Source organism: Janthinobacterium sp. NKUCC08_JDC (assembly GCF_019345575.1).
Taxonomy (GTDB): Bacteria; Pseudomonadota; Gammaproteobacteria; order Burkholderiales; family Burkholderiaceae_D; genus Janthinobacterium; species Janthinobacterium aestuarii.
The window spans coordinates 20,358-39,005 of sequence record NZ_JAHKQW010000022.1 but is presented as its reverse complement, the minus strand read 5'-3'; the positions used below and the strand labels follow the sequence as shown (position 1 = coordinate 39,005).

At 65.7% G+C, this 18,648-nt stretch carries 15 protein-coding genes; 7 read left to right on the top strand and 8 right to left on the bottom strand.

What is annotated here, in order from left to right; translation table 11 throughout:
* Positions 1-475: 475 nt before the first annotated feature.
* Positions 476-1,009, bottom strand: coding sequence for an ankyrin repeat domain-containing protein (locus tag KO538_RS28110; protein ID WP_219330327.1), 534 nt, complete (start codon positions 1,007-1,009; stop codon positions 476-478).
* 230 nt (positions 1,010-1,239) lie between these two features.
* On the opposite strand from KO538_RS28110, the gene KO538_RS28105 reads away from it, so the two are divergent.
* Positions 1,240-1,599 carry a cupin domain-containing protein gene (locus KO538_RS28105; RefSeq protein ID WP_235194280.1) on the top strand — a complete coding sequence of 120 codons (360 nt, stop codon included), beginning with the start codon at positions 1,240-1,242 and terminating at the stop codon, positions 1,597-1,599.
* A 23-nt stretch (positions 1,600-1,622) separates the two neighbouring features.
* On the opposite strand, the gene KO538_RS28100 is transcribed toward KO538_RS28105, so the two are convergent.
* From KO538_RS28100 to KO538_RS28090, 3 genes are all read right to left on the bottom strand, one after another.
* A complete protein-coding gene (locus KO538_RS28100; RefSeq protein ID WP_219330326.1) occupies positions 1,623-2,822 on the bottom strand; it encodes a YbfB/YjiJ family MFS transporter in 1,200 nt (399 codons plus the stop codon).
* Positions 2,823-3,042: 220 nt separating this feature from the next.
* The gene (locus tag KO538_RS28095; protein ID WP_051991553.1) at positions 3,043-4,137 is read right to left on the bottom strand and encodes a tryptophan 7-halogenase; all 1,095 of its coding nucleotides are present in this window, start codon (positions 4,135-4,137) and stop codon (positions 3,043-3,045) included.
* Complete coding sequence (locus tag KO538_RS28090; RefSeq protein ID WP_219330325.1) at positions 4,134-5,999, bottom strand: LodA/GoxA family CTQ-dependent oxidase; 1,866 nt, start codon at positions 5,997-5,999, stop codon at positions 4,134-4,136. Before KO538_RS28090 ends, KO538_RS28095 begins: the two co-directional genes overlap by 4 nt.
* Positions 6,000-6,185: 186 nt before the next feature.
* On the opposite strand from KO538_RS28090, the gene KO538_RS28085 reads away from it, so the two are divergent.
* Together KO538_RS28085 and KO538_RS28080 are read left to right on the top strand one after the other, a co-directional pair.
* A complete protein-coding gene (locus KO538_RS28085; RefSeq protein ID WP_034754799.1) occupies positions 6,186-6,851 on the top strand; it encodes a response regulator transcription factor in 666 nt (221 codons plus the stop codon).
* Complete coding sequence (locus KO538_RS28080; protein ID WP_219330324.1) at positions 6,845-8,155, top strand: ATP-binding protein; 1,311 nt, start codon at positions 6,845-6,847, stop codon at positions 8,153-8,155. The genes KO538_RS28085 and KO538_RS28080 overlap by 7 nt, the downstream gene beginning before the upstream one ends.
* Before the next feature lie 55 nt (positions 8,156-8,210).
* Here KO538_RS28080 and KO538_RS28075 read toward each other — a convergent pair whose 3' ends face one another.
* Both KO538_RS28075 and KO538_RS28070 read right to left on the bottom strand, forming a co-directional pair.
* Entirely contained in the window at positions 8,211-8,849 is a 639-nt protein-coding gene (locus KO538_RS28075; RefSeq protein ID WP_070306009.1) for an NAD(P)H-dependent oxidoreductase, read from the bottom strand.
* Positions 8,850-8,969: 120 nt separating this feature from the next.
* A complete protein-coding gene (locus KO538_RS28070) occupies positions 8,970-9,971 on the bottom strand; it encodes an aldo/keto reductase (protein ID WP_219330323.1) in 1,002 nt (333 codons plus the stop codon).
* Between the two features lie 98 nt (positions 9,972-10,069).
* Between KO538_RS28070 and KO538_RS28065 the strand changes: the two genes are divergently transcribed.
* A complete protein-coding gene (locus KO538_RS28065; RefSeq protein ID WP_307788942.1) occupies positions 10,070-10,957 on the top strand; it encodes a LysR family transcriptional regulator in 888 nt (295 codons plus the stop codon).
* On the opposite strand, the gene KO538_RS28060 is transcribed toward KO538_RS28065, so the two are convergent.
* Positions 10,958-12,043, bottom strand: a complete 1,086-nt coding sequence (locus KO538_RS28060) for an ATP-binding protein (RefSeq protein ID WP_219330322.1) — start codon at positions 12,041-12,043, stop codon at positions 10,958-10,960.
* On the bottom strand, positions 12,043-12,798 hold the full coding sequence (locus KO538_RS28055) for a response regulator (protein WP_034754788.1): 756 nt from the start codon (positions 12,796-12,798) through the stop codon (positions 12,043-12,045). Before KO538_RS28055 ends, KO538_RS28060 begins: the two co-directional genes overlap by 1 nt.
* 133 nt (positions 12,799-12,931) lie before the next feature.
* Here KO538_RS28055 and KO538_RS28050 point away from each other — a divergent pair, with 133 nt between their 5' ends.
* Genes KO538_RS28050 through KO538_RS28040 form a run of 3 tightly spaced genes read left to right on the top strand, consistent with a single transcriptional unit; the run spans position 12,932 to position 18,642 of the window.
* Positions 12,932-14,089: an efflux RND transporter periplasmic adaptor subunit gene (locus KO538_RS28050; RefSeq protein WP_257620632.1), complete on the top strand. Its 1,158-nt coding sequence runs from the start codon at positions 12,932-12,934 to the stop codon at positions 14,087-14,089.
* A 33-nt stretch (positions 14,090-14,122) separates the two neighbouring features.
* A complete protein-coding gene (locus KO538_RS28045; protein WP_219330321.1) occupies positions 14,123-17,269 on the top strand; it encodes an efflux RND transporter permease subunit in 3,147 nt (1,048 codons plus the stop codon).
* Positions 17,269-18,642, top strand: a complete 1,374-nt coding sequence (locus tag KO538_RS28040; protein ID WP_219330320.1) for an efflux transporter outer membrane subunit — start codon at positions 17,269-17,271, stop codon at positions 18,640-18,642. The genes KO538_RS28045 and KO538_RS28040 overlap by 1 nt, the downstream gene beginning before the upstream one ends.
* The last annotated feature ends 6 nt before the right edge of the window (positions 18,643-18,648 follow it).

Sequence of the window (18,648 nt, the reverse complement as noted above, 5' to 3'; positions counted from 1 at the left end):
GATGTGGGACATGGTAAAAGCGGTTGAGAGATAGGCGCGTGCCATTGCCTCGTCTCTGTTGCTATAGAGGTCTTTGTATTGCGCTAGTGATAGCGCGACAGCGCGGCGCTGCTGCCTTGGCGTATCTTTGAATGCATCGGAATGCTGCGCTTGCTGATGTGCCGAAACGAAGGCGTCATCGCCTAGAAGCATCTAGTGGCAAGTATGGACGAGCGGACTAGTTTCACCCATCCCGGCCGCGACAAACCGGCAATGACAGATTTTGCCTGCGAGGGTATTTTTGAGGGTATCGGTACCTGAATGGTTTGGAAAGCACTGAAAAATCAAGCGCTTAGCTAGCTCGTTGACCATCGAGTGGGAATAATCTCCCGTCCAGAACCGTAGGCTAATGCCGGGTCAATGAAACAGCTAAGCTCTGGCTATTAGGTTTTTTTGCCTAGTAGCCGTCGCAAACTACTGGCGATATCTGCATCGGCTATGCCATCTGCCCCAAGCTGATCAGCCGAGCCAGCGTCTCTTGCGCATTCATGCTCTTGGCCAGCTTGACGGCGGTCATGCCCCGGCTGTCCACGGTATCGATGCGGGCGCCGTGTTGCAGTAGCAGGTCGAGGATGGCGAGGCGGTTGAACATGGCGGCCATCATCAATGGTGTCTTGCCGTCCGGGCTGGCACCTTCCACATTCGCGCCGTGCTTGAGCAGCAGCCCGGCGATGTCCAGGTAGCCTTTGTAGGCCACGCCGGCCAGCGGTGTCTGGCCCTGGTCGTTGGGCACGTTGGCGTCGGCGCCCGCTTCCAGCAGCAGGCGCGACGTTTCCAGGTGACCATGGTAGCTGGCCAGCATGATCAGGCTGTCGCCTTTTTCGTTGCGGAAGTTGACCGGCACGCCTTGGGCAAGCATGGCGCCCAGTTGTTGCGTGTCGCCTTCGCGCACCAGGGCAAACAGGCCCTGGATGAATTCCAGGGTTTCGGCATCCATCGTTGGGGGGAGTTTTCGTGCATCGGTGTTCATCGTGTTCTTTCTGCGAAGGTTAAATGGATATTGAAGTAGTGGCCGGGAAGTGTCAATTGTACGAGTCCGGCTTCTCACTTGAGGTAAATGCAACAAGGTGCTCCGCTTGTAAATTTCCATTATTAAACTATATTGGAAAATGATATGATTTTTATATTATGTCAGTTATTTCGATTCGGAAATTTAATACTTCCAGAAAATCCAAAGGGGGGGGACGAGTCATGAGTGCAATGTTAGAAAAGAAGTCCATCGACAAACCGGACGAAGTGCGTCCATTCAAGGACGGAGCCGGCCGGATGGCTGTCTTTACGCTAGGCGAACAGACCATGGGGCGCGGCGAATTTGAGCCTGGCTGGCGCTGGAGCCTGCATGTCAAACCGATTGCGGGAACCGATTCGTGCCAGGCAGCGCATACCGGCATGGTCCTTGAGGGGCGGATGGTGGTACGGATGAATGATGGCGCCGAGATGGAATATGGGCCGGGTGACGTCTTCTATATGCCACCGGGACATGATGCCTGGGTGGTTGGAAACCAGCGTTGTGTCCTGTTCGATGTCACTGGCGTCGCAAGGTACGCCAAACCGCAATAAGGGCGGCAACTGAAGACAGCCGCTCACGCGCCCGCCGCCAGCGCCTTTTGCCGTGATGCCAATACGGCGCCGATGAAGAGGGCGATGGCCGAGGCGATCAAGCCCCGCTCCAGTCCGGCGGGGCCGTCGGCGATCCAGCCGACGACGATGGGGCCAACGATCTGGCCCAGCGCGAATACCGTCGTGTAGGCACTGATGCCGGCCGTCCAGGATTGCGGTGGCAGGTTATGCCGCACGAGGGCCGTGGTTGACGCCACCACTGACAGAAACACGGCGCCGAAGACGAGGCCTGAAATGAACACGAAGGGCGCAAAGCTCGTCAGTGCGGGCAGGATCGTAACTGCGCCCAGCACGCCGTTCAATATCGCCAGCGATTCGCCGCCCTTGTAGCGGTCGAGCATGCGCGCCCAGATGCGCGATGACGCCACCACCGCCAGCCCCAACAAGGTGTAGAACACGGTGATCAGGGTGGCGCTCATGCCTTGCTGCTTGAGCAGGGCGATGACGAAGGTCATGTAGCCGATGTAGCCGACGCCAAACATGAAGTAGCCGGCCAGGCTGGGGGCAAAGTCGCGCCAGGCGAAGCGCCGCGGCGTGTCGAGGGCGCGCGGCGCTTCGCCGATCGCTTTCGCCGGCATGGCCATGATGGCGGTGGCGGCCAGGCAGGCGATGCCCAGGGCCAGCCATGGCCATTGCCAGGCATGCGCGGCGCCGTGGTCTTGCGCGGCGGCCAATGCGGCCGGCACCAGCAGGGCCGACAGCGCAATACCAAAACCCGTGCCGCCGTAATACAGGCCGATGTAGAAGCCGGCGCGCTGGCTGTGCATGGAGCCGAGCCGCGCCGCCAGCACGCCGCCGGCGATGAAAATGAAGGCGCTGGCCACGCCCGCGCACACGCGTTGCAGGAACAGGGCGGTCGTGTCGCTGACGAGGCCCGACATCAGCATGAAGATGCTGGCCAGCACGGAACCAATGATGAGCAAGCGCCACACGCCCAGGCGGCGCATCAGCGCCGGCGTGGCCAGGGCGCCGAGAAAATAGCCGAGCGCATTGAAGGTGTTCATGGCCCCGGCCAGCAGGTAGGACCAGCCCAGGTCGTCACGCATGGGCGGCAGCAGCAAACCATAGGAAAAGCGCGACAGGCCCAGGGCCACGGCGGCGCCCAGCGACAGGGCCAGCGCCGTGGCCAGCGGATGGGACGGGGAATGATCGTGTGTCGGCATGGCCAGAATACCCGTCTATGTGAAAAGCGTGGAGTTGGCGCCGGGGCAGGCCGGCGGGCAAGGTCTGTGCGGGACAGTGGCATAGGGCGCTGACGGCACGCTTTTTTACTGCCAAGTTAGCGAATCGTGCCTGGGAAGTCAAGCAGGGACGCGCCTGGACATGGCGGGAGGCAATGCGATTTTTCTATTATTGCTTGGGGAGATTCGACTTTCGCGCCAGCTAGAGCGCCGGGACGCGCCGGCTCCAGAACGGTGCCATGGGCCAGCGCGTTTCCTGGCCGTAGCAGTACGCCAGGTGGCATTCGTACGCCGCGCCGATGGCGGCCAGTTCCCCATTGTAGTGCCGGTAGGCTTGCAGCTCTCCGTGCAGCGTACGGTCGGCTGCCTCGGCGGCGGCCATGCCCGTGTACAAGGCGTTGAAGATGCCTTGCGACGACAGCGGGTCGAAGCTCAGGGCCGCGTCGCCGACGGCGAACCAGCCTGGGCCGGCACCGGCGTCCAGGGTGGCCGTATGCGCGGGCGTGGCCATGGCTTGTGTATCGGCCGCGTAGCCTTGCTGCGCCAGCAATTCCCCCGTGGCCGGCAGCTTGCGCGCCGCCGCTTCCAGCCAGCCGGCGTCGCGCAAGGCGTTGTTGGCGAGCAAGTCCGCATCCGTATGCAGGGCCAGCACGCGGCGCTGGCCGGGCAGGGGGGCGCTGTACCACCAGCCGTGTTCGCAAGCCTCGATGTGGGCAAAGCCCCGCGCGGAAGGCGTGCGGTCGTGTCCGTATTGCCATACCGAGACCAGCCGGTCGCCGCGCTGGCGCCGCGCCCCGACTTTGCGGGCCAGCCGAGCGCTGCGTCCCGTGGCGTCGATGACGATGCGCGCGGCCGCGTCGCAGGGGCCATGCCGCGTTTGCAGCCGTACTTTCCAGCCGCCATTTTCCGGCGCGATGCCCGCGACTGTGGCCGAGGCCAGCAGGGCGGCGCCGCGCCGGCGCGCCTCGTCGCGCAGCCACAGGTCGAAGGTGCCACGCGCCAGGTGCCAGCCGTGGCCATCGGGATCGCTGAGGAAATGGTGTTCCGTCCAGGCGCCGTTCCACCAGGCGCGGTTGCCGTGGTAGGGTGCATGGCCCTGCCGCAGGAAGGCGTCAAGCAAGCCCATGTCCTGCAGCAGGCGCGCGGCGGCCGGCGGCAGCGATTCGCCGATGCGCGCCAGCGGGGCGGCCAGCCGGTCGACCAGCAACACACGGTGCCGCCCCGCCAGGTTCAGGGCGGCCGTGGCGCCGGCAGGACCGGCGCCGACGATGAGCACGTCAGCCTGCAGCACGGTCACAAGCGGTGTCGCTGCAGATGGCGCGCTTTTTCCGTGCCTTCCAGGTCGACGTCGACGAACTCGTCCGGTATGGCCGCTGCCGCGCGCAGCTGGTGCTTGCCGGCTATCGGCGGTGGCAGGTTTTCCACCTGCAAGAATGAGGGGAAGCCGGTCACGTCCGTGGGGCCGGGGCGCACCTCGACCACGCCCACCTGCGCCAGGTCGGCGATCATGTTGTTGATCTGCTCTTCATAGCTGATGTTGCCCAGCGGACGTATCCACGCGGCGCGCCGGGCGAACGCGGCCAGGCGGTCGTCGACGGGCACTTCGCGGTTCATTACCGTGTCGTAGGCCAGTTTGCTCATCACCTGGTTCGGCACGCGCGCGGGCCAGAACGTGGGCACATAGGGATCGTAATCGGACTGGTAGCCGGAGCGGCAGCTGGCCGTGTCCGTCTGCCATGGCACGGCCATCCAGCGCGTCACGCCGCCGGCGATCTGCGCCGAGCAGGGGCTGCCGATATTGTCCGGCGTCAGGACGGCGCCGTAATCGGGCTCGACCCAGCCGGGCGGCCGGTGCGCCAGGCGGAACGGCGCGCTGTACATGCTGGCCTGGCGCATGGGCCAGGTCATTTCGCAGCCGGGGTGGAAGGCGTCGGCCAGGCAGAATTCCATGGCCGCGCGCAGCAGGGTGTCCGGTTGCTGGGCCACATCCACCTCGGCCAGGCTTTGCGGCGGCACCTTGCCGGGAGCGTAGTCGTCCGTGAACTTGCCGTCGGCCCATTGCTTGAGGAAGCGCAATTGCAGATTGCTCAGCGCACAGTTCTGGCGCGGCGTGTCTGCCGGCGGGATGGCCATCGCATCGCCATACAGCCACGGCCACGGCGATGGCGCCCAGGCGTCGCGCTCGAACTGGCGGAACTGGTTATAGATGACGTTGCGCCACTCCCTGCGGTTTTCGGACGGGCTGGACAGGCGCGCCATCCATTCGTCACGGCTGAACGGCGTGCTGCCGTCCCAGCCGAAGGCGGCCGCGAAGCCGGCGTTGACCCATTGCAGGTTCGACAGGCGCTCGAATATGGGGCGGATATCGTCCTGGAACGAGGGAACGGCCGGTGCGGTAATTTTGCCTTCGGAAACAAACAAGTCGCGCATCAAGTCCCACATCGTGCGCACGGACTTTTGCTGCGGCGCGTAGTCGGGCGGCGCGACGACCACCCAGGCCATGTCGACGGGCAAGGCCTGACCCTGATAGTGGACGGTGGCGCAGACGGGGCCGTCGGACGTGTCGTCATGCCAGCCTTCATTGTTGGCGAAGGTGATGGCGCGCGCGCCATTCCACGAGGCCGACTTGCCATGGCCGCCCAGCACGATCAGCCGTCCCATGGCGTCCGTGCGCAATTCGCCCAGGTAGACGGGCGTGCCCAGGAAGCTGCCGCTGTCGAAGGCGACGGCCGGCTGTTCGCTGCCGCTGATCTTGCGCTCGCCCGGCGTGATGGACAATTGCGCGCGGTCGGTGACGGCCATGTTGCGCAGGAAAGAGGGCTGAGTGACATGCGCCTCGGGAATGTCGAGCGCGATCTGGAACTGGTACCACGCCGCCTTGGTGTTGGCCAGGGTGACGGCCCATTCGATGTCGGCATTGCTTGCGTTCAATTCGGCAACCGCCACGCCGGCGGCATTCAGGCCGTAGATACGAAAGCTTGCCGCCTGACGCTTGATGGCACCGGACGCATCGCGGTAGTACCCGGCCGGGCGCGCCGCCGGTTCCGGCACTTCCGGTCCCAGAAAATATTCGCTGGGGCTGTTGCCCACGCGGGCAATGCCGATGGGCGGATAAATCGCCGCCTTGACGATGACGGTATCTTGGGTGGAACTGGACATGGCGAGCCTTTCCAGATGCGTGGAGGGAAGGAAAATATACCGCATAAAAAACGCGCCAAATGCGCACATAGTCACCGCATCGTGAATTCGTGCGAGGGCCGCCGGACACATGCTGCGGCGGCTGCCAGGCCCGCTTTTTCCAGCCACGTTAAGATAGCGGTATTTTCAAGATTATCAGGGGCCCAGGTGCGCGTATTGCTGGTGGAAGACGATCCGATGATCGGGGAAAGCCTGGTCGAGGGCTTGCGCGGCGAGTGCTATGCCGTGGACTGGGTGCGCGACGGCCACGATGCGGAGCTGGCGCTGGCCGGTTTCGCCTACGATTTGATGCTGCTGGACCTGGGCTTGCCCGGCAAGCAAGGCATGGACGTGCTGCGCAGCATGCGTGCGCGGGGCGCCGAGTTGCCCGTGCTGATCATCACGGCGCGCGACGGCACGCCGGCCCGCGTCGACGGGCTCGACAGCGGCGCCGACGATTACCTGGTCAAGCCCTTCGACCTCGACGAGTTGCTGGCGCGCATCCGCGCCTTGCTGCGGCGCCGGGTCAGCCGTTCGCGCTCCGTCATCGAGCATGGCGCGCTGATACTCGACCTGGCCAGCCACGACGTCACGTTCGAGGGAGAACTGATCAAATTGCCGCCGCGCGAGTTTTCCGTGCTGCGCGCCTTGCTCGACCATCCGGGCAAGGTGGTGTCGAAGCGCCAGCTGAGCGAGAAACTGTATGGATGGGATTGCGAAGTGGAAAGCAATACCGTCGACGTGTACGTGTACCAGCTGCGCAAGAAATTCGGCGCGGACTGCATCCAGACCGTGCGCGGCGTGGGCTACAAGATGCGGGTGGCGGCATGCTGACCATCCGCCGCCAGTTGCTGCTCGGTTTGCTGGCCGCCACCTTGCTGTGCGTGCTCGGCGCCGGCATTTCGCTGTTCCGCTCGCTGTTGGAGGAAACCAATGAACTGGCCGATTTGCAGCTGCGCCAGCTGGCCGTGGCCTTGCCCGACGAGTTCGAGCCGCAGGCGGGCCTGGTCGCCGCGCAGGATCCGGAAGAAGCGTTCGTGCTGCAGGCGTGGGACGAGGACGGCCAGCCATTGCCCGTCCTGCAGGGCCAGCCGGCATTGCCGCGCTATGCGCTGGCCGGCTTTGCCGATGTCGTGCTGCACGGCGAGGACTGGCGCCTGTACGGCGAAACGCGGCGCGGCCGCTACGTGCAGGTGGCGCAGGCGCAGGCCGTGCGCGACCAGTTGGCCTGGCAGATGACCATGCGCGCCGGCGCACCGCTGCTGGTGTTCGCGCTGATCCTGGCGCTGCTGATCGTCGTCGTCGTGGGGCGCGCGCTGGCGCCGCTGCACCGGCTGGCCGAATCCGTGGCGGGCCGCTCTCCGGACGCCTTGACGCCGCTGGCGGCAGACGACATGCCGCCCGAACTGCGGCCCGTGGCGCTGGCGTTGAATAGTTTGATGGGGCAGTTCGAGGCGGCGCTGACGGCGCAGCGCACCTTTGTTGCCGATGCCGCGCATGAATTGCGCTCGCCGCTGACGGCGTTGAAACTGCAGCTCCAGGTGGCCGAGCGGGCCAGCAGCGAGGAAGAACGCCGCGTGGCGCTGGCGCGCCTGCACGAACGGCTGGACCGCAGCACGCACCTCGTGCGGCAACTGCTCAGCCTGGCGCGCCATGAAACGGCGCTCACGGCCAGCCAGCTGCACACGGTGGACCTGGGGCAATTGCTGGAAGCGGCCGTGGCCGACCACAGCGCGCTGGCCGATAGCCGCGACATCGACCTGGGCGTGGTGGAAGCCCCGCCGGCCAGAGTACTAGTGCAAGCCGATCCCGACGGCCTGCAAGTGTTGCTGAATAACCTGATCGACAACGCCTTGCGCTACACGCAGCAGGGTGGCAGGGTCGACTTGCAGGCGGCGCTGGAAGAGGGGCGGCCCCTGCTGCGCGTGTCCGACAACGGCCCCGGCGTGCCGCAGCAGCACCATGCGCGCCTGTTCGACCGCTTCTTCCGCCCCGACGGCAATGACGCCTGGGGCTGCGGCCTGGGCCTGTCCATCGTGCGCCACATCGCCGAGCACCACCAGGCCGATATCGCGCTGGCCGAAGGGGAGGCGGGACGGGGATTGCAGGTGACGGTGCGTTTTCCGCAGGCGGCCTGAATGAAAAAAGCGGATGCCGGTGAAGGCATCCGCTTTTCAATTACGGGCGAAGCGCTTAGGCCAGCTCGGTGATGAATTGCTCGCGCGCAGGGCGCACTTTTTTCAGGTCCACCAGCCAGTCGCCTTCGTCGGCGCGGTAGCCGAGCGGTAGCATGACGACGGAACGCAGGCCTTTTTCGCGCAAGCCCAGGATCTCGTCGACCTTGGCCGGATCAAAACCTTCCATCGGCGTCGAATCGACTTTTTCCTGCGCCGCGGCGATCAGGGCCGTGCCCACGCCGATGTAGGCCTGGCGCGCCGCGTGCTGGTAGTTGGTTTCCGCATCGCGCTGCGGGTAGGTGGCGAGGATTTGCTGGCGGTACGCTTCCCAGCCTTCATTCTTGAAGCCGCGCACGGTATTGACCAGGTCAAACATCTTGTTGATGCGTTCGACCGTGTAATTGTCCCAGGCAGCAAACACCAGCAGATGCGAGGCGTCCGTCACTTGCGACTGGTTCCACGCATGCGGCTTGATCTGCTCGCGCAGGGCCGGATTCGTCACGACGAAGACTTCGTAAGGATGCAGTCCGCTGGAACTGGCCGTCAGGCGCACGGCTTCCAGAATGCGCTCGACCTTGTCTTGCGGCACCGTTTTTGTCGGGTCCATTTTCTTGGTGGCGTAGCGCCATTGCAGTGTTTCGAGCAAATCGGACATGTAAATCCCTTTCATAATGAATAGTTCAGATTGGAAATGATAGCGGATTCGGGCATTTCAAGTGCAAAGGGGCAAAGAATTGCTTACCGTACTCAAGTTAGCGCACTCCAGCATGGTTGTCTACAGGCCAACCATGGCAAGCTCCACGTCCGGGTAGCGCGCACCCAGCACGCTGGCGGGCGCGATGGCGGCGCCGATGGCGGCCAGCTCGCTTTCGCTCAATGTGATTTGGCCGGCGGCCACATTCTCTTCCAGGTGCGCCAGGCTGCGGGCGCCCGGTATCGGTACGATGCCAGTACCTTGCGCCAGCAGCCAGGCCAGCGCCAGTTGCGCCGCCGTGGCGCCGCGCGCGGCTGCCAGGCGCTGCAGTTCAGCCACCGCTTTCGCATTGGCCGCCATCGCGGACGGCTGGAAACGGGGCAGGCTGTGGCGGTAGTCGTCTGGCGCCAGCGCGGCGCTGGAGTTCAGCTGGCCCGTCAGGAAGCCCCGGCCCAGCGGGCTGTAGGGTACGAAGCCGATGCCCAGCTCCCGGCAGGCGGGCAGCACCTCGGCTTCCACGTCGCGGCTCCACAGCGAATATTCGGACTGGACGGCGGCGATCGGGTGCACGGCATGGGCGCGGCGCAGGGTGGCTGCCGACACTTCCGACAGCCCCAGGTGGCGCACCTTGCCTGCCAGCACCAGACCGGCCATGGCGCCCACCACGTCTTCGATGGGCACGGCGGGGTCCACGCGGTGCTGGTACAGCAAGTCGATGCACTCGATGCCGAGCCTCGACAGCGACGCTTCCACGGCCTGGACGATGTGCTCGGGGCGGCTGTCGACACCCGCCATGCGTTCCACGCCCTGGCCGTGGGGCAAGATCTTGAAGCCGAACTTGGTGGCGATGCTGACCTTGCCGCGCAGTTCCTTCAGGGCGCGGCCTACCAAGTCCTCGTTGGCGTAGGGGCCGTAGACTTCCGCCGTGTCGATCAGGGTCACGCCCAGTTCCACGGCGCGGTGCAGCACGCGCAGCGAGGTGGCCTCGTCCGCGCCGCCGTAGGCAAAGCTCATGCCCATGCAGCCCAGGCCGATGGGGGCGACGCGCAAGCCGGAGTTGCCCAGTGTTCTGTGATTGTCCATTGCATTCCTCGTTAATAGTTGGAACACAGAGTATGGGCGGGCGCACAGCATGCGATAAGATAGCTTATCCTGCACGTATTACTGAATGAAACTCATGAATGATGGCTGACCTGAACGAATTGACGGCCTTTGCCGCCGTCGCCCGCCTGCGCAGTTTTCGCAAGGCGGCCCTTGAACGGGGCGTGTCCGCCTCCGCCCTCAGCCATGCGCTGCGCGCGCTGGAAGAGCGGCTGGGCGTGCGCCTGCTGAACCGCACGACGCGCAGCGTCACGCCGACGGAGGCGGGACAGATGCTGCTGGCGCGGCTGGCGCCGGCCATGCGCGAAATCGATGATGCTTTGCTGGACCTGAGCACCTTGCAGGATGTGCCGGCAGGCAAGCTGCGCCTGAACGTGCCCCGTCCCGCCGCCCGGCTGCTGCTCGCGCCCATGCTGGCCAGTTTTGTCGCCCGTAATCCGCGCGTGCAGGTGGAAGTGGTGACCGACGACGGCATGATCGATATCGTGCGCGATGGTTTTGACGCGGGCATCCGCTTCGGCGAGCAGGTGGCGGCCGACATGATCGCCGTGCCTGTCGGCGCGCCGCAGCCGTTCGTGGTGGTGGCGTCGCCCGCCTACCTGGCCGTGCATGGCGCACCAAGCACGCCGCGCGCGCTGCTGAGCCACGCCTGCATAGGCCGGCGCTTTCCCAGCGGGCGCCAGTATGCGTGGGAGTTCGAGCAGGCAGGCGAGGGCTTCAGCATCGCCGTCGGCGGCCCGCTGGTGTTCGATGACGATGAACTGATGCTGCGCGCGGCCCGCGATGGCGCGGGACTGGCCTATGTGTACGAGGCCGATGCGCGCGCCGATATCGCGGCGGGGCGCCTGGCGTGCGTGCTGGAGAGTTGCATGCCGCCGCCGCCCCGTTACTTCCTGTATTACCCGAGCCGGCGCCAGATGCCGGCCGTCCTGCGCGCCTTTGTCGACATGCTGCGCGCACCGGCGTAGTTAGCCGGCGGGCGGCGGCGCGGCATGCTCGACCGGCCACTTGATGGTGAACAGACTGCCGCCAGCCTTGCCGCGCGTGCAGACGGCGCTGCCGCCGTGCGCGCGCGCGATGGCTTCGACCACGGCCAGGCCCAGGCCGCTGCCCGCGTTCAGGTCGACCCTGGCGCTGTCGCCGCGGCGAAACGCTTCGAACACGTGCGGCGCCAATTCGTCGGCAATGCCGGGACCCGCGTCCTCGACGCTCAGGTAGTACTGGCCGGCCAGCACGCGGGTGCGCACGCGCAGCAGGCCCGGATGCGCATAGCGGCGCGCATTGTCGAGCAGGGCCAGCACGATTTGCCGGATGCGCGCCGCGTCGCAGCAGACGGGATGGTCGGACAGGTGCAGCTGCAAGGTAAAACCGGCCGCTTCCATTTCCTGCGCCAGCAACCGGCCCACTTCCTCGATTTCCAGGGTCAGGTCCGTCCACGCCATGCGCAGTTGCATGTGGCCGCTGTCGGCCAGGCTCAGGGTGCGCAAGTCCTCGATCAGCCGGCCCAGGTCTTCCACTTGCGCCAGCAGGCTGGAAAACGGCACTTCCTCGGGCTTGAACACGCCATCGACGACGCCTTGCAAGGTGCCGCGCAGGATGGTCACTGGCGTGCGCAGTTCGTGCGCGATGGCCGCATTCCACGTTTCGCTTTCCTGCGCGCCCCGCTGCAGGCGCTCGGCCATGCTGTTGAAATCGTCGACCAGCATTGCCGTCTCGCCCAGGCTGCGGTCGCCGGCAAACGCGCGCGCGGACAGGTCGCCATGGGCCACGCGGCGCACGCTGTCCATCACGGAATTGATCGGTTTGAGGATGCGCGAAGCCAGCTTGATGGCGAAAAACGCGGCCAGGCACAGGCCGAAGATGGTGATGGCAAAGATCCACAGCCACTCGACGGTGCTGGGCGACCAGTCGTCCGGCTCGGACAGCATGCCGGGATCGATCTTGAAGGCGATGGCGAAGAAGGTCCAGGAACCGATCCAGATGATCAGGATGCTGCACACCATCAGCACGGACATCGACAGGATGATCTGCCGGTTCAAGCCTGTGAAGCGCATCAGAGATCGCTTTCCAGGCGGTAGCCCACGCCGCGCAGGCTGGCCGGCATGTTCATCACGCCCGCTTCTTCCAGCTTCTTGCGCAGCTTGCTGACGTGGCTGTCCACCGTGCGTTCCATCGAATTGCTCTCGGGCATGCACGACTCGAGCAATTCCAGGCGGCTGCAGACGCGCCGCGGCGTGCGCGCCAGGTGCGCCAGCAGGCGAAATTCCGTCAACGTCAGGCTGAGCATGAGAGGCTGGGCCATGCCATCCTGCAGCACGCTGGCCACATACGTTTCCTGGTCGATTTCGATGGGGCCGCAGCGCAGGCGCTGGCCGCCCACCGGGTGGTGGCGCACGCGCGAGCGGCGCAGCACGGCCGCCACGCGGGCCACCACTTCGGCCGGATTGAAGGGCTTGATGATGTAGTCGTCGGCGCCCACGCGCAGGGCGGCCAGTTTATCGGCATCCTGGTCGCGCGCCGTCAGCATGATGACGGGCGTTTCGCCGCGCCGGCGTACTTCGGCCAGCACGCCCCAGCCATCGACCCTGGGCATTTGCACGTCGAGCAGCAGCAGGTCCGGCGCCAATGCCAGGTGCTGGTTCAGCGCTTCTTGGCCATCGTGCGCGAAGGCCGTGCGGTAGCCGTCGCGCTCGAGGTAACCGGCGAGGATGCGGGCGATTTGCGGTTCATCTTCGGCGATCAGGACGAGGGCGGAAGGTGGCGTGGTGGCAAGGAAGGAGGGCTGGCTGGCGCTGTGATGATAGTTCATGTAATTAGTCTAGCATTCTTCGCTGTCTCCATCGAATCTCCACATTTCTTTGACGGAACATCCATGTAGGCCTTCTATGCTCTTGTTATCTATCGACCGGACCGCCGGTTGGGATCTGCCATAGAGAAAGACCATGCATCCGAGCCACCTCACCAAGAAAAACATGTTGATCGCCGCGGCACTGTTCAGCCTTGCCGCCTGTTCTAAACCCGCGCCGGAAGAAGGCGCGGCGCCGCCCGCCGCCGTCACTGTGCTCAAGCTGCAAGCGGCGCCCGTCGTCCTCAGCGATGAATTACCGGGCAGGGTGGCCGCCTTCCGCACGGCCGATATCCGCCCGCAGGTAGGCGGCATCGTGCTGCACCGCCAGTTCGAGCAGGGCGCCGAAGTGAAAGCGGGGCAGAAGCTGTTCCAGCTGAACCCGGCGCCATTCCAGGCGGACGTCGATTCGGCCGCCGCCTCCTTGCAGCATGCGGTGGCCACGGCCAAGCGCGCCAGCAGCCAGGCCGACAGGTTAAAACCGCTGGTGGAGGCGGACGCCATCAGCCGCCAGGCGTATGACGACGCCGTGGCCCAGCGCGAGCAAGCCGTGGCCACCGTGGCGCAGGCGCATGCCGCCCTGGCACGCCGCCGCCTGGACCTGGCCTTTGCCAGCATCGAGGCGCCGATTGCCGGGCGCATCGGCTCCGAACTGGTGACGGAAGGCGCGCTCGTGGGCCTGGCCGACGCGACGCCGATGGCGCGCATTCAGCAGATCGACAAGGTGTACGTCGACGTGCGCCAGCCGGCCGCCGCGCTGGCCGCCCTGCAAGCGTCGGGCAACGGGGGAGCGGACAAGCTGCCCGTGACCATTTTAGGCGCCGATGGCCAGCCGCATCCCGTCACGGGCCGCATCCTGTTCTCGGGCATCAGCGTCGATGCGGGCACGGGCGACGCCGTCGTCCGCGTGCTGGTCGACAATCCGCAGCGCCAGCTGCTGCCGGGGATGTTCGTGCGCGCCCGCATCGCCCGCGCCGTGCAGGCAAATGGCGTGCTGCTGCCGCAGCAAGCCGTCTTGCGCAGCAGCGGCGGCCAGGCGCAGGCCTGGGTCCTCGATGGCACGAACAAAGCGAGCCTGAAGACGATCGCCGTGGGCGACGTCGTCGACCACCAGTACGTGGTCAACGGCGGCCTGAAAGCGGGAGAAACCGTCGTCATCGAAGGCCAGGAACGCTTGCAGCCGGGCGCCACCGCCGCGCCGCAACCGTGGAAGCCGGCTGTCGTGGCAACGGCCGCCGCCGCCAAGGCGCATTGATGCGCTATTTGAATACCATGAAAGCCTAACGACATGCCTCAATTTTTCATCAACCGCCCCGTCTTTGCGTGGGTGGTGGCGGTCTTCATCGTCCTGTTCGGACTGATCGCCATACCGCAATTGCCGATTGCGCGCTTCCCCTCGGTGGCGCCGCCCAGCGTCAGCATCAGCGCCAACTACCCTGGCGCCACGCCGCAAACCATGAACGATTCCGTGGTCGGCCTGATCGAACGCGAACTGTCGGGCGTCAAGCACCTGCTGTATTTCGAATCGTCCACCGATACGTCGGGCTCGGCCTCGATCACCGTCACCTTCCAGCCGGGAACGGATCCGGAAATGGCCCAGGTGGACGTGCAGAACCGCCTGAAAGCCATCGAACCGCGCCTGCCGCAAGCCGTGCGGCAAAACGGCTTGACGGTGGAATCGGCGTCGTCCGGCTTCCTGATGATCGTCAGCCTGATTTCCGACAACGGCCAGCACGATGAAGTGGCGCTGGGCGACTACCTGGCGCGCAACGTGACGGAAGAACTGCGCCGCATTCCCGGCGTGGGCAAGGTGCAGCTGTTCGGCTCCGAGCGGGCCATGCGCATCTGGGTCGATCCGGCCAAGCTGGTGTCGTACAACATCGCCATGGGCGAACTGACGGCCGCCATCGCGCAGCAAAATGCGCAGATCGCCCCGGGCCGCCTCGGCGACTCGCCCGCCGTGCACGGCCAGCGCGTCACCATCCCGCTGACGGTGCAGGGCCAGCTGCAGACGCCGGCCGAATTTGCGGCCATCGTCCTGCGCGCGAATGCGGACGGCTCGAAAGTGACGATCGGCGACGTGGCGAAAGTGTCGCTGGGCGCGCAAAGCTTCAACTTCAGCATCCGCGAAAACGGGCAAGCCGCGTCGGGCGCCGCCATCATGCTGTCGCCCGGCGCCAACGCCGTGCAGACGGCCAGCGCCGTGCGCGCGCGCATGGCCGAACTGGCGCACACCATGCCGGCCGGGATCAAGTATTCGGTACCGTTCGATACGGCGCCGTTCGTGAAGATATCGATCGAGAAGGTCGTCATCACCTTGCTGGAAGCGATGGTGCTGGTCTTCCTCGTCATGTATCTGTTCCTGCAAAAGATACGCTACACGCTGATTCCCGCCATCGTCGCGCCAATCGCGCTGATGGGCACCTTCACGGTCATGCTGATGGCCGGCTATTCCGTCAACGTGCTGACCATGTTCGGCATGGTGCTGGCCATCGGCATTATCGTCGATGACGCCATCGTCGTGGTGGAAGCCGTCGAGCGCCTGATGGCGACCGAAGGCTTGTCGCCGAAGGAAGCGACGTCGAAGGCGATGCGTGAAATCACGGGGGCGGTAGTGGGCATCACCCTGGTGCTGACGGCCGTGTTCATCCCGATGGCCCTGGCCAGCGGCTCCGTCGGCGCGATCTATCGCCAGTTCACCCTGGCCATGGCCGTGTCGATTTTGTTCTCGGCATTCCTGGCGCTGACCCTGACGCCGGCCCTGTGCGCCACCATGTTGAAACCGATAGGCCCGCACGACCATGACAAGAAAGGCTTCTTCCTGTGGTTCGACCGCGGTTTTGAGCGCATGACGGCGCGCTATGAAAAGGGCGTGGTGGCGATGGTGAAACGCGCGGGCCGCTCGATGGTGCTGTATGGCGCCATCGTCGCGGCGCTGGGCGTGGCCTTCATGCAGCTGCCGTCGGCCTTCTTGCCCGAGGAAGACCAGGGATACTTCATCACCTCGATCCAGCTGCCGTCCGACGCGACGATGGAGCGCACGCTCGACGTCGTCAAGCTGTACGAGCAGCACGTGGCCACGCGGCCCGGCATCGAAGTGAACCAGTCTATTCTCGGTTTCAGCTTTTCCGGCGCGGGGCCGAATGCGGGCCTGGCGTTCACCATGCTGAAGGACTGGAAAGAGCGCAACGGCGCTACGGCGCAGGAAGAAGTGGCGCTGGCGCAGGCGGCCATGTCGCAGGCGAAGGAGGGCATGATCATGAGCCTGATGCCGCCCGCCATCGATGAACTGGGTAACTCGTCCGGCTTTTCCATGCGCCTGCAAGACCGCGCCAACCAGGGTGTCGCTGCCTTGCAGGCGGCGCAGAACCAGTTGTTGGGCCTGGCCGCGCAAAGCGGCAAGGTGGCGGGCGTGTATCCGGACGGCTTGCCGCCCGGCGCCAGCGTGCGCCTCGACATCGACCGCACCAAGGCCGAAGCGCTGGGCGTGTCGTTTACGGCGATTGCCGACATGCTGACGGCGGCCATGGGCTCGACCTATGTCAACGATTTCCCCAACGCCGGCCGCATGCAGCAGGTGATCATCCAGGCCGATGCGCCGTCGCGCATGCAGTTGAACGACGTGCTGGCCCTGCGCATCCGCAATAACGCGGGCGGCATGGTGGCGCTGGGCGAGCTGGTGCGCCCCGTATGGAGCGAATCGCCGCTGCAGCTGGTGCGCTACCAGGGTTACCCTGCGGCGCGCATTTCGGGCAGCGCGGCACCGGGTGTGTCGAGCGGCGACGCCATGCTGGAAATGGAGCGGCTCGTGAAACAGCTGCCACCGGGCTTCGCGCTGGCGTGGACGGGCCAGTCGCTGCAAGAGAAGGAATCGGCCTCGCAGGCGCCCATGCTGATGGCGCTGTCGATGCTGGTGGTCTTCCTCGTGCTGGCGGCCCTGTATGAAAGCTGGAGCATTCCCGTGTCCGTGATGCTGGTCGTGCCTTTGGGCTTGCTGGGCGCCGTGCTGGCCGTGATGTTGCGCGGCATGCCGAACGATGTGTTCTTCAAGGTGGGCATGATCACGATCATCGGCCTGTCGGCGAAGAACGCCATTTTGATCGTCGAATATGCGCGCCAGCTGCAGGCGCAAGGCAAGGGCTTGGTCGAGGCGACGGTGGAAGCGGCCCGCTTGCGCTTGCGTCCGATTTTGATGACGTCGCTGGCGTTCGCGCTGGGCGTCGTGCCGCTGATGCTGGCCACGGGCGCCAGCGCCGAGACGCAGCACGCGATCGGCACGGGCGTCTTCGGCGGCATGATCACCGCCACCGTGCTGGCCGTGTTTTTCGTGCCCGTGTTCTTTGTCGTGGTGCTGGGCGCCGTCGACAAGATGAGCAGCTATTTCAACAAACGCAGTCATCGCATCGCCGTCAAGACGGTGGAAGGAGAGTTGTAATGCGTTTATTCTTTATGACGCCCCTGGCCGCGCTGGCCTTGTCGGCGTGTTCCTTGACGCCGCCGCTGGTCAAGCCGGCGGCGCCGATACCGGCAGCGTATGCCGAGGTCTCCGCACCGGGCAGTGTGGACACTGCGGCGGACCTGGGCTGGCGCCAGATGCTGCTCGATGCGCGCCTGCAGCGTCTGGTCGACATCGCGCTGGAAAACAACCGCGATTTGCGCGTGGCGGCCCTCAACGTCGAAGCCGTGCGGGCCCAGTACCAGATCCAGGATGCGGGCCGCTATCCTGCCATCGGCGCCAATGCTGGCGGCGTGCGCCAGCGCGGCGCCGATGCGGTGACGCAAAACCAATTCACGGCCGGCATCGCCATGAGCGCGTTCGAGATCGACCTGTTTGGCCGCCTGCGTTCCCTGTCGGACGCCGCGTTTGCCCGCTACCTGGCCACGCAGCAGGGCCAGCGCGCCGCGCGCATGGCCCTGATCGGCGCCGTGGCCGACGCGTATCTGGAACAGCGGCTGGCCGAGGAACAGCTGGCGCTGGCCCAGCAAACCCTGCTCGACTGGCGCCAGGCGCTGGTGCTGACGCAGCGCTTGCATGGCGCGCAGCAGGGCAGCGGCCTGGATGTGGCGCAGGCGGAAGGGCAGGCCGCGACGGCGGAAGCGGACGTGCAGGCGCGCGAACGGGCCAGTGCCCTGGCGCGCAACAACCTGAAATTGCTGCTCGGCGCGCCGCTGCCCGCCGATTTGCCGGCTGGCCGCGCACTTGATGGCCAGCCCGTGCTGACGCAGCTGCCGCCCGGCCTGCCGTCGGACTTGCTGGCGCGCCGTCCCGACATCCTGCAGGCGGAATATGCGCTGGTGGCGGCGAATGCGGAAATCGGCGCCGCCCGCGCCGCCTTCTTCCCGCGCCTGTCCCTGACGGCGTCGCTGGGTTTTGCCAGCCCGGAGCTCGGTGACTTGTTCCGCGGCAGCGCGCGCAGCTGGTCGTTCGCGCCGCAAGTGACGCAGCCGCTGTTCCAGGGCGGCCAGCTGCGCGCGGAACTGCAGCTGTCGCGGCTGCGCAAGGACGTGGCCGTGCTGCAGTACGAGCAGGCGATCCAGGCGGCGTTCCGCGACGTGCGCGACGGCCTGGCCGGCAGCGTCACGTATGCGCAGCAGATCGATGCCCAGCAGCGCGTGGTGGTGGCGGCGCAGCAGCGCCAGCGCCTGTCGCAGCTGCGCTACGACGCGGGCCAGGACAGCCGCCTGGAGTTGCTCGATGCGCAGCGCCAGTCGTATGCGGCCCAGCAAGCCTTGCTCGACGCACGGCGCGACCAGTTCAAGTCGGCCGTGGCCTTGTACAAGGCGCTGGGGGGAGGGCTGGAGGAGTAGGCGCCT

What these genes read in the sequence shown, in the direction of transcription:
- KO538_RS28110 (WP_219330327.1), bottom strand. Translation starts at nt 1,009, where the DNA reads ATGAACACCGATGCACGAAAACTCCCCCCAACGATGGATGCCGAAACC.
- KO538_RS28105 (WP_235194280.1), top strand. Translation starts at nt 1,240, where the DNA reads ATGTTAGAAAAGAAGTCCATCGACAAACCGGACGAAGTGCGTCCATTC.
- KO538_RS28100 (WP_219330326.1), bottom strand. Translation starts at nt 2,822, where the DNA reads ATGCCGACACACGATCATTCCCCGTCCCATCCGCTGGCCACGGCGCTG.
- KO538_RS28090 (WP_219330325.1), bottom strand. Translation starts at nt 5,999, where the DNA reads ATGTCCAGTTCCACCCAAGATACCGTCATCGTCAAGGCGGCGATTTAT.
- KO538_RS28080 (WP_219330324.1), top strand. Translation starts at nt 6,845, where the DNA reads ATGCTGACCATCCGCCGCCAGTTGCTGCTCGGTTTGCTGGCCGCCACC.
- KO538_RS28075 (WP_070306009.1), bottom strand. Translation starts at nt 8,849, where the DNA reads ATGTCCGATTTGCTCGAAACACTGCAATGGCGCTACGCCACCAAGAAA.
- KO538_RS28070 (WP_219330323.1), bottom strand. Translation starts at nt 9,971, where the DNA reads ATGGACAATCACAGAACACTGGGCAACTCCGGCTTGCGCGTCGCCCCC.
- KO538_RS28065 (WP_307788942.1), top strand. Translation starts at nt 10,070, where the DNA reads ATGATGGCTGACCTGAACGAATTGACGGCCTTTGCCGCCGTCGCCCGC.
- KO538_RS28060 (WP_219330322.1), bottom strand. Translation starts at nt 12,043, where the DNA reads ATGCGCTTCACAGGCTTGAACCGGCAGATCATCCTGTCGATGTCCGTG.
- KO538_RS28055 (WP_034754788.1), bottom strand. Translation starts at nt 12,798, where the DNA reads ATGAACTATCATCACAGCGCCAGCCAGCCCTCCTTCCTTGCCACCACG.
- KO538_RS28050 (WP_257620632.1), top strand. Translation starts at nt 12,932, where the DNA reads ATGCATCCGAGCCACCTCACCAAGAAAAACATGTTGATCGCCGCGGCA.
- KO538_RS28045 (WP_219330321.1), top strand. Translation starts at nt 14,123, where the DNA reads ATGCCTCAATTTTTCATCAACCGCCCCGTCTTTGCGTGGGTGGTGGCG.
- KO538_RS28040 (WP_219330320.1), top strand. Translation starts at nt 17,269, where the DNA reads ATGCGTTTATTCTTTATGACGCCCCTGGCCGCGCTGGCCTTGTCGGCG.